Below are 15,219 nucleotides of genomic sequence, written 5' to 3'. Positions count from 1 at the left end.
GGCCCGCGAAGCGGGCCGCCTTGATCCAGTAAAGAAACTTTGCACAGCTCCACTGCGCTGCGCCCTGGTCAGCTGGCAAGCCTTGCGCCGACACAGCCTTCCACCCCGGATGCCGCAATCCACGCCTCTTGGCGCGTTAGATCAGCATTCACACCCATACGTCCTGGCAGTCGTCGGAATCTATCCACAGGCAGGGGATTGCAAGATGCCAGTGCGGGTCGTCCGGGGCTTACCGGGCCGTTCCGTGACCTGTTCGTGACCTTGGGTGGTCGCTCGTGGTGAGTGGGGTGGTGAGCGGTGAGTGCTGAGCTGGATTGCGTCGGCCAACTGGTGCGCCGGCCAGTTCTTCGGCGCCGATGGCCAGTGAACGCCCGGCGAGCCCTGGCGCCAGAAGAAGGGGACATGATGCGGATCACCAGGAAGAGGTGTCACACCGGCGCGCTTTTCGGGACCTCTATAGGCAGCTCGCGGCACACCGGCGGGCGAAACATAGACCACAAACGCCGGTTACCCAAACCGGCCGTTCTCCGGACTATTAATGCAGCGGCCCGAACCACTGAGAGGAGGCGAGTGATGTGTCCGTGTCGATGTGCATGACCGCCTGGCGGGAGGCGGAGAAAGGTTCTTGCTCTCCAGATGGGACTTCGATGCCGCGCGCCTCTAACGTGCCTGATGCGGCCGGAAGGTGTAGGGAAGCGCCCGCGGTGATGGCTTGCCAGACGGCATGGGCAAGCCCTGATCCGGCGGCGGGCAAGCGCTGGGCAAGCTTTTGGGCAAGCCCTGCGGCGTTGGATGTGGAGCACGAGGAACCGGCACGGAAGCAAGGCGGGGAACGGAAATGACGGAACACGAGATAGCGGTGCTGGAAGAGGAGTTGACGGACCTCTGCGTGTCCATTGCCCGCCTGGACGCGGCGGTCCGGCAACTGGCTGCCGCTATTTCTCCTGCTGCTGAGCCTGCACCATCGCAGCAAGACGCATCACAGTGGCCTCAAGCTGCTTGACGGCGTTCTTGAGGTCCTGGACGTCCTCGGCGAGGGCTTCCGCGGTGAGGCCGGAACTGGGAGAGGGGGCGGGCGACTGCTCCTGGCCCTCCTCGACCGGCGCGCCGATGTTGCGGACGAAGCTGCCCCGACCCTGGACGCTGTAGATCAGACCTTCGCTCTTGAGCAGCCGCAGCGCGTTCTGCACGGTGCCGCTGGCGATCCCGTACTGATCTTGCAGCGCCCTGGCCGACGGCAACTTGTCGCCGGGCTTCAAGCGGCCCGTGGCGATCTCCCGGCGTAGGACTTCGGCGGTCTGGATGTACGGCGGCCGGGAGTCGTCTTCGAGAGGCAGGGTCATGCCCGCAGGATACGGCGATACCGCCGCGGGCGACACACCTACTACGCCTAGGACACCTCTATGAGCCATGTGTATCAACACTCCTCTGTGGTCATGCGTGCGTGCAGGTGTTGCATCTGTATCAACCCTGTGGTTGCGTAGTGATCGCGGCCGGAGCCACCGGCCCACGTAGGAAAGGAAGTTCACCCATGGCGCGCATTCGCGTTGGCCTGCTCGACTCGACCCGTTTCATGGTCGGAACGATGCCGGTGCCGAAGTTCACGGACCCGGAGAAGACCCAGATGGCCACCGACCGTGAAAGCAACCAGCCGCTGTACACGGTGACGGTCTTCCTGATGGAGGACGAGCGGGCGGAGGCCCTGAAGATCACCGTTCCCAAGGACGGGCTCCCCGACGGGCTCATGCCGGGTGCCGCCGTGCGGCCGGTGGACCTGTTCGCCACTCCGTGGGCGCGGATCTTCAACGGCCAGCTCTCGGACGGCATCGCCTACCGCGCGGCCTCGTTCCAGTTGGCCGCGCCGCTCGTCCCGGATGCCGGGGCGATGGCTGCGTGACGGGCTTCATCGACGGCTGGGACCGGGCGTATCCGGTCCCGGCCTCCCTCCCCGATCACCGCTTCAGCGAAGAACTGGTGAACCAGGTGGCGGGCCGTGCTGGTCGACCACGGGTATCCGCCGGTCTCCAACCCCTTCGACTGGGGCGATCTTGACGTGGCCCTCGCGGCCTACCTCTACGGAATGAAGGAAACGGAATGACGCTCCAAGAGCTCTACGAAATTGCCCCGTACGTAGCGGTGGCGGTCCTGCCGGTGTTCGCCGTGCGGGCACTGGTCTGGGGCGTTCGCTACCTCACGGCGGATCCCATGATGCGGGCCAGCCTCCGACAGGCGGTGCGCGTGCGCCGGACCTGGAAGCGCTTGGCACAGATGGCCGGCTTGTCGGTCACGGACAAGATGCCCACTGCGCTGGCGGCCCTGACCACCGACACGGACAAGACGCCGAAGCCGCGGGTCCTGACACCTGCACTGAAGGTGAAGCCGGATAGGTTCGGGGTCGTGGCGCAGGCGAACTGCCTGCCCAAGGTGGGCTTGGAGGAATTCCAGAAAGCCGCGCCGTACCTGGCTGATGCCTGGCGCTGCGCCCGCGTCTCCGTCCTGCCTGATGGTCCGGGGCAGGTGGTGATCCGCGGCGTAAGGGTTGATCCCCTGCTGACGCCCACCGACCACGTTCCGACGGGAGAGGCGCCGGAAGATCTGGCGACCTGGTTTCTGGGAGTGGACGAGTACGCCCAGCCGGTAACGGTGGGCTTGAGCAATGTGCCGGGCGTGACCGTGGCCGGCCTCCCCGGGTATGGAAAGACCTCCCTGATCAACAAGTTCATCTGCGACTGCGCTCCCGCACCGGAGATCCAGTTCGCGGTGGCCGACGGGAAGGTGTCGGGTGCCCACGAGGGTGACTACGCCGACCTGATGGACCGCCTGTTCGCCTTCGTCGGTGACGATCTGGAGGAGGCGAACGCGCTGTTCAAGCGGCTGGTCAAGCTCCGCCGGGGGCGCTCGACCAGCATCCAGGAGGTGCTTGGCGTCAAGAACATGTGGCACGTCGGGCCCTCGGAGAACTGGCCGCTGACGGTGCTGATCATCGACGAGGCGCACACGTACTTCCGGGACTACAAGGGCAACGACCCGGCCACCAAGAAGTTGGCCGCCCTCGCGTCCGAGAACGCCCGGCTCGTCGAGGACCTGGTCAAGAAGGGCCGAAGCGTCGGCATCCTCGTCATCCTCGCCACGCAGAAGAGCACCGGGGATGCCATCCCCACCTTCATCCGCGACGTGTGCCCGGTCGGCCTGAGCTTTGCGCAGAAGACCGCCGAAGCTTCCGTTGCCGCACTGGGCGAGGACATCCGCAACTGGCCGGACGCCAACCCGGTGAACCTGCAAGACCCGGCCTACGTGGGCGTCGCCTCCATGACGGCACAGGATCGTCCCGGCTTCACTCGCATCCGCACCCCGTACGTGGACGACGCGCACGCCGCGAAGATCGCCAACGGCACCGCCCACCTCGCCTACGACCCACAGATCCTCCTCGACCACTACGCCGGGGCCTACCTCGAAACGGGTGTCGACCTGGACAAGGGAGAGGAGGGCCGCCCCGAAGCAGCCTGACCCCAACTGGCCCGGATCTGGACCCACTTGGAAGGAGGTGAATCCTCAATGTCTGAGGCTCGGATCACTCAGCGCACGGTGACCGTGGTCATGGGCATCATCGCCACCCTGGCGTTCGTCTTCTCCTTCGGCAACGTCTGGACGCTGGCCCTGCGCCTGGGCGTCCCCGGCCCCGTCGCGCCCGTGATCGCCCCCATGGTCGACCTGTCCGTCGTCGGGCTCCTGGTGGCCCTGCGCTACCTCTCCCTGCGTGGCGTCCCGCCCGAGCAGATGAAGGCGGCCTCGCGTCTGATGCACGTCTCCGGCCTGCTGACCCTGGCCCTCAACGTCGCAGAGCCCATCGTCGCCGGGCACTACGGTCGTGCTGCCGTGGATGCCGTGGCGCCCCTGCTGCTCCTGGGGTGGGGAGCGGTCGGTCCGCAACTCCTGCACTCCTTCCACGCGGTTGCCTCCAGTGCCACCGCACCGGCCACGACAGCCGACACAGCGCCGGTCCAAGAGCCCGCTCCGCGCCCCACCGGCCAGGAACCTGCCTCGGCACCCGCGTACTCCGTCGCCCCGGAACCGGCCCTGGCCGCTCCTCCCGTCGCCCCGGCCCCCGCCGCGACCGTGCCTGCGCCCGTACCTTCGGTCAAGGTCCCTGAGCCGCTGTTGGCCGAAGCACGCTCCATCGCCGCGTCGCACACCGCCGAACACGGCGAACCCATCACCGCGGCTCAGCTCAAGAGGCGGCTCGGTATCGGCCTCCCCATGGCCACCGCTCTCCACGCCGCCCTGTAGAGCCGCGCTCTCCGCCGACCTCCCGGCACCCCCCTCTCGCCCCCTGGGCCAGCCCTGCCATGCCTGCGGGCAGCAGCTCCGTGCCGGATCGCTGCTGCCCGCAGGCCCCAACCCCCGCGTCAGAAAGGACTCCGGCCCTCATGCACCACCCCCTCGACCTGAGCCACGTGATCAGCCCCGGCCTGCGGGACCTGGTCGAACTGGCCAACACCCACGGCTTCGACCGCGTCACCGAACAGGTCCGCAACCTGCGCGGCTGCACCAGCCCCATCAACCTCCAGGGCTGGAGCACCACCGCCGACCGGACCACCGGGGAAGTGATCCGCTCCTACCGCTCCGAGGACGAACCGTCCGGGCGCCTGCTGACCACCTGCGGCAACCGCCGCGCTTCCCGCTGCCCCGCCTGCTCCCGGCTGTACGCAGCCGACACCTACCACCTGATCAAGGCCGGCCTTTCGGGCGGCAAGAAGGTCGCCGAATCCGTCCGCCACCATCCCCGCGCCTTCGTCACCCTCACCGCCCCCTCCTTCGGCCCCGTCCACAACCGCGAGACCGACAACGGCAACACCCGCCGCTGCCGCTGCGGCACCCGTCACACCGAGAACGACCCGGCGTTGGGCACGCCGCTCAATCCGGCCACCTACGACTACACCGGCGCCGTGCTCTGGAACGCCCACGCCGGAGCCCTGTGGGCCCGCTTCACCACCTACCTGCGCCGCGCCCTGGCCGAACACCTCAAGAAGACACAGAGCACGCTCAACGCCGCGCTGCGCCTCTCCTTCGCCAAGGTCGCCGAGTACCAGAAGCGTGGCCTGGTCCACTTCCACGCCGTGATCCGCTTCGACGGACCCGACGGCCACTCCTCCCGGCCCCCGTCCTGGGCCACCTTCAAGGCCCTCCGTGTCGCCGTGGGCATGGCCGTCGAGCGCACCCGGCTCACCATCGAGTCCGATGCCGTCGGCGAACGCCACATCACCTGGGGCAAGCGCTTCAAGGTCGACCGCATCGCCGCCCTGGCCGACGGCGAACTCACCGATGCCAAGGTCGCCGGGTACATCGCCAAGTACGCGACCAAGAACGCCGAAGGCGCCGGCACGGTGGATCGCACCCTCGTGTGCCGCCCCTGCTCCGGACGCGGCTACGTGCGCGGCCCCGACCGATTCCACGGCCTGTGTGCCGACTGCGAAGGCACCGGGCAGGCCGAACTCCTCGCGTCCCTGCCCGTCCAGCAGCACGTCCGACAGATGATCCGCACCGCCTGGGCCCTCGGCCACCTACCGGAATTCGCAGACCTCAAGCTCTGGAAGTGGGCTCACATGCTCGGCTTCCGCGGCCACTTCTCCAGCAAGTCCCGGGCCTACTCCACCACCCTCGGCGCACTCCGCGAGGTACGCCGTGCCTGGCGCCTGGCCCAAGCCGAAGCGGCCCGCGTCCGCGCCGGCCTCCCCGGCCGCAACGACGCGACCACGCTCGTCACCGACTCCTCCTGGGCGTACCTCGCCTCCGGCTACCGCCCCGGCGAAGAACTACTCGCCGCACAGACCCGCCACGAAATCGAGCACCAACGCCGTTTCCGACACGAAGAAGGTGACCTGTGCCTACTTCCCTCCTGACCGTCGACCAGGTCGCCGGACGACTCCACGTGAGTCGCTGGACGGTCTACAACCTCATCCGCTCCCGCCAGTTGGCATCACTCACGGTCGGCCGCTGCCGCCGCATCACCGAAGCCGCCGTGGACGCCTACATATCCCTCCGCACCGAACAGGAAGCCGCCTGATGGCCGCCAAGCCGAAGAAGAACGCCAACAACGAGGGCACGATCTACCAGCGCAAGGACGGCCGCTGGGAGGGCAGCGCGTACGTGCTCACGAGCGACGGCACGTACAAGCGGCGCAGCGTCTACGGCAGGTCCTGGGACGACGCGCACGAGAAGCTGACCAAGCTCAAGGCCGACTCCCTCAACGGCCTCCCGGTGGCCACCAGCAAGATGACGCTGGGCCAGTACCTGACGTACTGGCTGACGAACGTCGCCAAGGGCAAGGTCCGCAGGACGACCTACGTCAACTACGAGTCGCTGATCCGGAACTACGTCACCCCGGATTTCGGCAGGAAGAAGCTGTCCCGGCTCACCGCCCGCGACATCCGCGCCTTCCTCGCGAAGACGGCGGCCACCTGCCAGTGCTGCGCGCAGGGCAAGGACAAGAACCGCCCGAAGCACAAGCAGCGCTGCTGCGCCCTCGGCAAGTGCTGCAAGAAGCTCCCGTCAGACCGGACCGTGCGCTTCCTGCTGGTGCTCCTGCGCGCCGCTCTCCAGCACGCCGTTAGAGAGGACGAGTTGCCGCGCAACGTGGCCCGGAACGTCGAGCTGGGCATGGGCACCAGGCGCGAGATAGAACCGCTCACGACCGAGGAGGGGCGTCGCCTGCTGGCAGCCGCTCGTGACAACCGGCTGTGGGCCGCGTACGAGCTGGCCGTCCGCATCGGACTGCGGCGCGGTGAGCTGTTGGGGCTGCGCTGGTCGGATGTCGACCTCTACGAAGGCGTCGTCACTGTTCGGCAGGCGCTTCAGCGGGTCGGCGGTGAGCTGCTGATCGTCGCGCCGAAGACTCAGCGCTCGGCCCGTCGCGTGGCGCTGCCGTCCGAGTGCGTGACGGCGCTCCGCGCTCAGCACGCCCAGCAGATCGCTGACAGGAAGGCCGCGGGCGACAGCTGGAAGGGGACGGGACACGGCCTGGTCTTCACCACGAAGAACGGGACGCCCATCGAACCGCGGAACCTGAACCGGTCCTTCGAAGTACTGTGCGGCCACGCCGGAGTGCGCAGAGTGCGCTTCCACGACCTGCGGCACACGTGCGCGTCCCTGCTCCACGAACAGGGCGCCGATGCCCGAATGATCATGGAAGTCCTGGGCCACAGCTCCATCCGCGTGACCATGGACGTCTACACCTTCGTGCGGCTCGACTCCCAGCGCTCTGCGTTCGACCGCGTCGGCGACGCGCTGAGGGGTGACGGCAACCCGCCGGACGGTGACGACAGCGCGGCCGGCGTCCCGGTGGTCGTCTGACCACCCTCGCCCCGCCCCTTCAAGGCGGTTGCCGTCAACCACCGCCGTCAACACATACGCCAGAGGCCCCGTCGATTCCTCGACGGGGCCTCTGACCTGCTGTGCGCTCGGCAGGATTCGAACCTGCAACCTTCTGATCCGTAGTCAGATGCTCTATCCGTTAAGCTACGAGCGCTTGGCTTTCCGGCGGTTTTTCTTGCCGGTCGGCGTTGCGGGAACAACATTACATGACCTGCGCCGTCACGCGAAATCCGATTCCCGCACCCGCCCTGACCTGCGGAAATGCTGTTGGGGACGGTGGGCGAGGGGCAGTGGCCCCGAGGCGAGTCCTCGATGATCTGGACGAAGTTCGGGCGGATGTAGCCCTCTTCGCGGCGGCCGGGACGTTCGCCTTGATGTTGCCGAGGGCGGCCCGGGCGCGATGGGCCGGCCCGGCGGGGAAGGCGTGGGGGATGCGGCGCCTGAAGTCGGGGCGGGGGCTGGCGGGGACGACGGCTTCGCGGATCTTGGCGGGCAGAGCGTCGTAGCGGATACCGATGCCGATACCGATGCCGAGGGCGTCGAACGTCTGGGCGGCTTCCGGGCGTATCGCCTCCGCGCGTATCGCCTCCGCGTAGTCGGCCGGGGTGGTGCCCGAGAGGCCGTAGGGCCGTGCTCGTGGGAGAGGCGGGGAGCGGCGGCAGGCGCAGGGGCGGTGGTCGCGTGCGGCCGGGAGCCGGAAGATCTCTGAGGGGTGGGGGTCGCGCGGCACAGGCCGACCGCGTCCCGGGGGAAGGGTCGTCCCGGGGCGAAGGGCCCGGGCCCGGGAAGGGGATAAAAAGACTCAGGCCCTGATCGTGATCGATCAGGGCCCGGAGCGGAAGAAAGAGCGGAGGCGGAGGGATTTGAACCCTCGATGGGTGGTAAGACCCAAACCGCATTAGCAGTGCGGCGCCATAGACCGGACTAGGCGACGCCTCCACACGCCTCACACGCGCAAGCGCGCTGTGGCGTGTCCAGATGATGGCACAGCTCCAGGGGCTGTCACCAATCGCCCCCTACGGTACTAGGCCCGCGGGCCACCCGGCAAAGACGTTCCTGCGGCGCAACGTCGGGGGCGGCTGCGCGTTAGGAGTGTCGGGGCCGTACGGCGATCCGCGTGTCGTGCGCCCCGGGTGCGTACCGACCGGGTACCGCCCCGCACTCGCCTCCCGGGAGCCCGTGATGCCGTATCGCCGGACGTCGTCCCTCTTCGCCGCGGCCACCGCCGCTGCCACCGCCGCCGTGACTGTCGTCTCCGCGCTCGCCCTGGCGCCCGCCGCCGCGGCTGCCCCGATCCCGCTGCCGCACCACCGCTCCGTGGAGGGCATGACGGGCGCGGGGCACCACATGCGCGCCCGGGACCGCGCCGATCACCTCAGCGTCACCGTCACCGACTCCGGTTCGGACCGCACGGACGGCACCTTCGAGCTCTACTGCCACCCCGCCCGCGGCACCCACTTCGACGCGGCGGGCGCCTGCGCCAGGCTCGACAAGATGACGCGCTGGGGCCGCGACCCGTTCGCCCCCGTACCGCAGGGGGCGCGGTGCACGATGATGTACGGCGGTCCGGCCAAGGCGCATGTCAGCGGGACCTGGGCCGGGCGCCCCGTCAACGCCGACTTCCGGCGCACCAATGGGTGTGAGATCGAACGCTGGGGCCGCTTCGAACCCATGCTCCCGTCGACCGTTTCATGACCCGGTTCGTGCCGTAGTAGCGCGCCAGGTCAGGACGAGGGGCACATGTCGGGCGTGCGGTGAGTCGCGCACCGGCGCGGCATAACCTCGCCGTCATCCGCCTCCGCGTCGCGGGGAAGTGCCCGTAGACTCCATCCCAGCGACCCGCCCGGCGGGTCGGCAAGGTGCGGTAACAGGGAGGAAGCGTCGTCGTGAGCAGCAGGCCATCCCGAGGCGCTGCTCGCCTCGCAGCCATACTCGACGCCCTCCCCGACGCGCTGTTGCTCGTCAACTGCAACGGCACGGTCGTCAACGCCAACACCATCGCGCTGGAGACCTTCGAGGCGCCGGGCACGGCCCTCGTCGGACGCGGTCTGCTCGACCTCCTGCCGTCCTTCGACTCCAAGCGGATCCCGGGCTCCATGCGGCGCCGGGACGAGGAGGTCGAGGGCCGGACGAAGCCGACGCGGATGGTGGCGCGGCGCACGGACGGGACCGAGCTGCTGGTCGAGGTGACCAGCGCCAATCTGGAGGACGGCCGCACCCCGTACGAGTCCGCCTTCGAGGCCGCGTACGCCGACCACCGCAACGGCTACACCGGCGACGAGCTGCTGATGCTCGTCGTGCGGGACCTGACCGGGACGCTGGACACCGAGACCGAGCTGGCCCGCCAGCAGCGGCAGACCGAGATGATCCTGCGGGCCGCGGCGGAGGGTGTCGTCGGCGTCGACTCCGAGGGCAAGGTCGTCCTCGTCAACCCGTCCGCCGCGCAGATCCTGGGCTACCGGGCGAGCGAGCTGGGCGGCAAGTCGCTGCATCCGCTGATCCACCACTCGCGGTCGGACGGCTCGGTGCTCCCGTGGGAGGACACACCGCTCGCCGACACCCTCAAGTCCGGGCGCAAGCACCGGGTGCGCGGGCAGGCGCTGTGGGCGAAGGACGGCCGTTCGGTCTCCGTCGACCTGACGACGGCGCCGGTGCGGGACGGCGATCAGCTCGTGGGCGCGGTGATGACGTTCACGGACCGGCGGCCGTACGACGCGCTGGCGGCGCGGCACGCACAGCTGCTGGCGGTGCTGGGGCAGTCGCTGCGCGGGCCGCTGGAGGAGCTGAGCGGAGAGCTGGGCACCCTCGCCTCCGACCCGGCGGGCCAGCTGTGGCCCGAGGCGAACCAGATCCTGCACCATCTCGCGGCCGGGCACGCCCGGATGACGACGCTGGTGGACAACGTCCTCAGCTACCAGCGGCTGGACTCCGGCACGGAGAAGCTCAACCGCTCGAAGGTCTCGCTGGACGCGGTGGTCGCGGCCGGTGTGGAGGGCGCGATCGAGCTGATCGGGCCCGGGCGGGCGCAGTTCGCGGTGCATGCGCCGCCGATAGCGGCGCTGGTGGACCCGGAGCGGCTGGCGCAGGCGCTGTCGCATCTGATCGCGGATGTCGCGGGGGTGGACTCCACGGGGCGGATGCCGGTCGGTGAGGCCGCTGTCGGGGCGGGTGGCCGTCCCGGGCAGGTCGCCGGTGACTCGACGATCGTGGTGGCGGCGGCCAAGCGCGGCGAGGTCGTACGGATCGAGGTGCGCGGGCCGTTCGGCGGCGGCGATCCGGTCCATGAGCCGCTGGTGCGCGGGATCGTACGGCTGCACGGCGGGCTGATGCAGACGCACGAGGTGCCGGGCGGCGCCGGTGCGGGCGGCAGCGCGTATGTGCTGGAGCTGCCGGTGCTCGTGGACGACGCGGCGTCGGACGAGCCGGCGGCGGGCGGCGAGGACGGCAAGGACAGCAAGGACAGCAAGGACAGCAAGAACGGCAAGAACGGCAAGAACGGCGAGGACGCTGCGGGGGGCAAGGCCGGTGGCGGGGACACCGGCGCCCCGGTGACCGCCGCGGGCGTGCCCGGGACGGACGGCCGCGGGCAGGGCGGCGGCACCGGCGGGGCCGGGGAGCCGCTCGCGGGCGCTCAGGACGCCACGGGCGCCGGGCAGCCGACCGGGCGCCGGCGGGCCCGGCATTCGGGCGCGGAGCAGGCGCCGGGCAGCGGTACGGGCGCCGGGGCCGTGCAGGGTCCCGCGGGAGACGGTACGCAGGGCGCGGGGCTGCCGTCGGGCATGGCGGGGGCCGAGGCGGTGCCGCCGAGCGGCCGGCGCCGGGCGCGGCCGGCGCGGGAGGGCCGGGCCGCGCTGCCCGCGCTGCCGTCCGGGGCACCGGCGACTTCCGGGCGTCCGGGGCAGGGGCCGGGTGCCGGTCCGGCCCCCGCGCTGGAGCCCGCCGGGGCGCCGGGGCACGGGCTGACGCCGGCGGTGGCGCCGGCTCTCGGGCCGGTACAGCCGCAGGGGCCGGCCCAGGGGCAGCTTCCGGGACAGCCGCAGGGTTCGGGGTCGGCGGGCCGGCGGGCGCGCCGGGCGCTGGCCGAGGCGCCCGGCCGGGCCGACGCCACGGCCGCGGGCCCGAACGCGCCGCAGCAGCCCGGTGGTTCCGCGGCGCAGCCGCCCGCCGGGCCGCGTACGCCGTTCGCGCTGCCGCCCGCCGCGGCGGACCAGAATCCACAGGACCGGGCCGGGCAGCCGGTGCCGGCGCTGCCCGCGGTCGCCGGGCAGCCGCCCGCGCAGTCCGCCGGCCCGCAGGACGGTGCCGGTACGGGGCGCCGCCGGGCGCGCCGTCCGGTGGCCGGCGGACCCGAGCCGGTGCCCGGCGCGCAGCCCGGCAGCGAGCCGGAGCCCGCCGTCAACTCCCCTGAAACACAAGGCGATTGGGATACCGCGCCGGCCGAGCCGACCGGCCGCCGCCGGGCCCGGCGGGCCGCGGCCGAGGAGCGTGCGGCGGCGGCGATGGCCGACGCCGCGGCGTCCGGCACGTTCGTGGCGGGCCCCGAGGGTCTTGTCGCGCAGCCGGCCGAGGCGACCGGTACGGCCACCGGCGCGGCGCCCGGCATCGCCCCCTCTCCCGAGGGCGGCCCCGGCGCGCCCGCCCCCACGGGCCGCAGGCGCGGTCGCCCCAGCCCCGCCGAGGAGGGTGCGGGCCGGCCCGCACCGGGCGCCGCCCCCGTGCCCCCGCAGGGTCCGCCGACCGTTCACCCGCACCGGCAGCCGCTGCCGCCGGCCGAGGCGGACGCCTCTCAGGGCCGGGCCTTCAGCGTGCGCACGCTCGGCCAGGGCGTGCCGTTCGCCCAGCAGCTCGCCGATCCGCAGCGTCCGGCACCGCAGCCCGGCGCCGCACCGACGGGCAGCACGCCGCCCGGCGGCACCTCCGCCGGTTCCGGCCGGCGCCGCAAGCTCGCCGCGCCCCCGCGGGACGGCGAGCGCGGTACGCCCGCCGAGGGCACCCCGAGTGAGGCGCGTCCGCACGCCGGCGCCCAGCCGCCCCAGCCGCCCGCCGGGCAGCAGCCGCCCGCCAAGCCGCAGTCCAAGCCCCAGTCGGGGCCGCAGCCGCATCTCATGGGCGTCGGCGAGGGCCGCGCGTTCGCCATCTCCGCGCCCGACGAGGGCAGCGAGGGGCCCGAGCCGCTGGACGGCCCGAACGGCGCCATAGAGGTGATGGAGCATCAGCAGCCGCCGATGGACGACGAGTTGCCGCCGGAGCCGCTGGACAACCCGCGCCGGCTGCTGGTCTGGCCGGCGCCGGACGTCTCCACCCAGCAGGCGCTCAGCGACCGCGGCTACCGCCCGGTGATCGTCAACTCCCGCGAGGAGGTGGACGCGCAGATCGCCGCGTACCCGGCGGCGCTCTTCGTCGACCCGCTGACCGGGCCGATCACCCGCACGGCGCTCCAGTCGCTGCGCCAGGCCGCGGGCGCGGCCGAGGTGCCCGTCCTGGTCACCGCCGGTCTGGGGCAGGCCACCCGGGAGGCCGCCTACGGTGCCGATCCGGCCGTGCTCCTCAAGGCGCTCGCCCCGCGCGACGGCGAGGACGTTGCGCCGCGGGTGCTGCTGATCGAGCAGAACGACGCCATCGCGGGCGCCCTGACGGCGTCGCTGGAGCGGCGCGGGATGCAGGTCGCGCGGGCCGGCGCGGACACCGACGCGGTCGCGCTCGCGACGCAGATGCGGCCGAATCTCGTCGTCATGGACCTGATGCAGGTGCGCCGCCGCCGGGCCGGCATCGTCGACTGGCTGCGCGCCAACGGGCTGCTCGACCGCACCCCGCTGGTCGTCTACACCTCCGCCGACATGGACCCGGCCCAGCTGCCGCGGCTCGCCGCCGGGGAGACGGTGCTGTTCCTGGCGGAGCGCTCCACCAGCGCCGAGGTGCAGGCCCGGATCGTCGACCTGCTGGCCAAGATCGGCACGAACTGACCGCCGGTGCGGGCCGGGACGTCCCGGCCCGCACCGCCCTCAGGGGCCGGCTCACCCCAGATGGGTCACGTCCAGCTCGCCGTCCGCGTACTGCCGCCGCAGCACCTTCTTGTCGAACTTCCCCACGCTCGTCTTCGGCACCGACGGGATGATCGCCCACCGCTCGGGCAGCTGCCAGCGCGCGATCCGCTCGCCGAGGAACGCCCGCAGCTCCTCGTACGTGATCGGCTTACCGTCCGTCAGGACCACGGTCGCCAGCGGCCGTTCGCCCCACTTCTCGTCCGGTACGGCCACCACGGCGGCCTCCGCGACACCCGGGTGCGCCATCAGATGGTTCTCCAGCTCGACCGACGAGATCCACTCGCCGCCCGACTTGATGACGTCCTTGGCCCGGTCGGTCAGCGTCAGATAGCCGTCCGCGGTGATCGTCCCGACGTCGCCGGTGCGCAGCCAGCCGTCCGGGCTGAACTTGTCCTCGGGGCGCAGCGGTTCGCCCTGTGCGCCGCCGTAGTACGCACCCGCGATCCACGGTCCGCGCACCTCCAGCTCGCCGGCCGCGACGCCGTCCCGGGGCAGCTCCTCGCCCCCCGGGCCGATCAGCCGGGCCTCGACCGAGGCCGGGAAGCGGCCCTGGGTGGCGCGGTAGGCCCACTCCTCCTCGCCGCTCACCCCGGCCGGCGGGTGCGAGACGCTGCCCAGCGGCGAGGTCTCGGTCATGCCCCAGGCGTGCACGACCCGGATCCCGTGCCGCTCCTCGAATCCGCGCATCAGGGCCGGCGGGCACGCCGATCCGCCGATGACGACGGTGTGCAGACAGGCCACGTCCCGCTTGTGGGCGTCGAGTTCGGCCAGCAGGCCCTGCCAGATGGTCGGTACGGCGGCGCCGATGGTGGGCCGGACCCGCTCGATCATCTCGGCGAGCGGCGCGGGCTGGAGAAAGCGGTCCGGCATCAGCAGCGAGGCACCGGCCATGAACGCGGCGTGCGGCAGCCCCCAGGCGTTCACATGGAACATCGGCACCACGGGCAGCGTGATGTCCCGCGAGCTGAGGGCGAACGCCTCCGCGCTGTTCACCTGCATCGAGTGCAGATACAGCGAACGGTGGCTGTACAGCACGCCCTTGGGGTCGCCGGTCGTCCCGGACGTGTAGCAGAGCGCCGCAGCCTCCCGCTCGTCGATCTCCGGCCAGTCGTAGTGCTCCGGCCGCCCGGCGATCAGCTCCTCGTAGACGTGCACCCGTACCCGGGGGTCCGCGAGGAGTGCCGGGTCGCCGCCCCCGCCGACGACGACCACGTGCTCCACCGCGGGCAGTTCCGGCAGCAGCGGCGCGAGCAACGGGATCAGCGTCCCGTTGACCAGCACGACCCGGTCCTCGGCGTGGTTGACGATCCACGTCAGCTGCTCGGCCGGCAGCCGCAGGTTGAGCGTGTGCAGCACCGCGCCCATGGCGGGAATCCCGAGGTACGCCTCCATGTGCTCGGCGTTGTTCCACATGAGCGTGGCGACCCGCTCCTCGCCGGCCACGCCGAGCTCGTCGCGCAGCGCGTGCGCCAGCTGGGCGGCCCGGCGGCCGATCTCGGCGAAGGTGCGGCGGTGCGGCTCGGCCTCGCCGGTCCAGGTGATCACCTGTGCCGTGCCGTGGACCGTCGATCCGTGGGCCAGGATTCGCGAGACCGTGAGCGGTACGTCCTGCATCGTGCTGAGCACCGGGTTGCCTCCGCTTGTTACGGGCGGGTAGTGGTGCTGCGATTGTCGAGGCATACCGCCGGGTATGTCACGCCTGTGTGGCGTGTTCTTTACCCCACGAGCCCGGAAACGGCCGGGATCGTGTCGCTCGAAAGGATGACCCCGACGGGCGGCGGTGAGCTGCGGCCCCGCCGATGCG

11 protein-coding genes and 2 tRNA genes are annotated in these 15,219 nt (G+C 71.4%); 8 read left to right on the top strand and 5 right to left on the bottom strand.

Going from position 1 to position 15,219, the window contains the following annotated elements:
* Positions 1-935: 935 nt before the first annotated feature.
* Positions 936-1,343 (bottom strand): GntR family transcriptional regulator, encoded by a 408-nt coding sequence (locus IEZ17_RS33445; RefSeq protein WP_189306796.1) that lies wholly within the window; start codon positions 1,341-1,343, stop codon positions 936-938.
* Between the two features lie 188 nt (positions 1,344-1,531).
* Between IEZ17_RS33445 and IEZ17_RS33440 the strand changes: the two genes are divergently transcribed.
* The 6 genes from IEZ17_RS33440 to IEZ17_RS33415 all read left to right on the top strand — a co-directional run bounded on the left by IEZ17_RS33440 (position 1,532) and on the right by IEZ17_RS33415 (position 7,350).
* Complete coding sequence (locus tag IEZ17_RS33440; protein ID WP_189306794.1) at positions 1,532-1,897, top strand: SCO3933 family regulatory protein; 366 nt, start codon at positions 1,532-1,534, stop codon at positions 1,895-1,897.
* A 197-nt stretch (positions 1,898-2,094) separates the two neighbouring features.
* Positions 2,095-3,507: an FtsK/SpoIIIE domain-containing protein gene (locus IEZ17_RS33435; protein WP_189306792.1), complete on the top strand. Its 1,413-nt coding sequence runs from the start codon at positions 2,095-2,097 to the stop codon at positions 3,505-3,507.
* Between the two features lie 48 nt (positions 3,508-3,555).
* Positions 3,556-4,287: a DUF2637 domain-containing protein gene (locus tag IEZ17_RS33430; protein ID WP_189306790.1), complete on the top strand. Its 732-nt coding sequence runs from the start codon at positions 3,556-3,558 to the stop codon at positions 4,285-4,287.
* A 140-nt stretch (positions 4,288-4,427) separates the two neighbouring features.
* A complete protein-coding gene (locus tag IEZ17_RS33425) occupies positions 4,428-5,900 on the top strand; it encodes a replication initiator (protein ID WP_189306788.1) in 1,473 nt (490 codons plus the stop codon).
* The gene (locus IEZ17_RS33420; RefSeq protein WP_189306787.1) at positions 5,882-6,064 is read left to right on the top strand and encodes a helix-turn-helix domain-containing protein; all 183 of its coding nucleotides are present in this window, start codon (positions 5,882-5,884) and stop codon (positions 6,062-6,064) included. The genes IEZ17_RS33425 and IEZ17_RS33420 overlap by 19 nt, the downstream gene beginning before the upstream one ends.
* On the top strand, positions 6,064-7,350 hold the full coding sequence (locus tag IEZ17_RS33415; protein ID WP_189306784.1) for a site-specific integrase: 1,287 nt from the start codon (positions 6,064-6,066) through the stop codon (positions 7,348-7,350). Before IEZ17_RS33420 ends, IEZ17_RS33415 begins: the two co-directional genes overlap by 1 nt.
* 102 nt (positions 7,351-7,452) lie before the next feature.
* On the opposite strand, the gene IEZ17_RS33410 is transcribed toward IEZ17_RS33415, so the two are convergent.
* From IEZ17_RS33410 to IEZ17_RS33400, 3 genes are all read right to left on the bottom strand, one after another.
* A tRNA-Arg gene (locus tag IEZ17_RS33410) sits at positions 7,453-7,525 on the bottom strand.
* 48 nt (positions 7,526-7,573) lie between these two features.
* Positions 7,574-8,101: a hypothetical protein gene (locus IEZ17_RS33405; protein ID WP_189306782.1), complete on the bottom strand. Its 528-nt coding sequence runs from the start codon at positions 8,099-8,101 to the stop codon at positions 7,574-7,576.
* 118 nt (positions 8,102-8,219) lie between these two features.
* Positions 8,220-8,310: transfer RNA gene (locus IEZ17_RS33400), tRNA-Ser, on the bottom strand.
* Between the two features lie 243 nt (positions 8,311-8,553).
* Between IEZ17_RS33400 and IEZ17_RS33395 the strand changes: the two genes are divergently transcribed.
* Together IEZ17_RS33395 and IEZ17_RS33390 are read left to right on the top strand one after the other, a co-directional pair.
* The gene (locus tag IEZ17_RS33395) at positions 8,554-9,066 is read left to right on the top strand and encodes an SSI family serine proteinase inhibitor (RefSeq protein WP_189306780.1); all 513 of its coding nucleotides are present in this window, start codon (positions 8,554-8,556) and stop codon (positions 9,064-9,066) included.
* Positions 9,067-9,257: 191 nt separating this feature from the next.
* A complete protein-coding gene (locus tag IEZ17_RS33390) occupies positions 9,258-13,334 on the top strand; it encodes a PAS domain-containing protein (RefSeq protein ID WP_189306778.1) in 4,077 nt (1,358 codons plus the stop codon).
* Positions 13,335-13,385: 51 nt separating this feature from the next.
* Here IEZ17_RS33390 and IEZ17_RS33385 read toward each other — a convergent pair whose 3' ends face one another.
* Positions 13,386-15,041, bottom strand: coding sequence for a long-chain fatty acid--CoA ligase (locus IEZ17_RS33385; RefSeq protein WP_189306776.1), 1,656 nt, complete (start codon positions 15,039-15,041; stop codon positions 13,386-13,388).
* Positions 15,042-15,219 lie beyond the last annotated feature (178 nt).

This window comes from Streptomyces albospinus (assembly GCF_014648695.1).
Lineage (GTDB): Bacteria > Actinomycetota > Actinomycetes > Streptomycetales > Streptomycetaceae > Streptomyces > Streptomyces albospinus.
This window is presented reverse-complemented; position numbering and strand designations above follow the sequence as displayed.

Bases quoted from the DNA above. Each gene is read 5' to 3' on its own strand.
- IEZ17_RS33395 (WP_189306780.1), top strand. From the start codon at position 8,554: ATGCCGTATCGCCGGACGTCGTCCCTCTTCGCCGCGGCCACCGCCGCT.
- IEZ17_RS33415 (WP_189306784.1), top strand. From the start codon at position 6,064: ATGGCCGCCAAGCCGAAGAAGAACGCCAACAACGAGGGCACGATCTAC.
- IEZ17_RS33430 (WP_189306790.1), top strand. From the start codon at position 3,556: ATGTCTGAGGCTCGGATCACTCAGCGCACGGTGACCGTGGTCATGGGC.
- IEZ17_RS33445 (WP_189306796.1), bottom strand. From the start codon at position 1,343: ATGACCCTGCCTCTCGAAGACGACTCCCGGCCGCCGTACATCCAGACC.
- IEZ17_RS33435 (WP_189306792.1), top strand. From the start codon at position 2,095: ATGACGCTCCAAGAGCTCTACGAAATTGCCCCGTACGTAGCGGTGGCG.
- IEZ17_RS33425 (WP_189306788.1), top strand. From the start codon at position 4,428: ATGCACCACCCCCTCGACCTGAGCCACGTGATCAGCCCCGGCCTGCGG.
- IEZ17_RS33440 (WP_189306794.1), top strand. From the start codon at position 1,532: ATGGCGCGCATTCGCGTTGGCCTGCTCGACTCGACCCGTTTCATGGTC.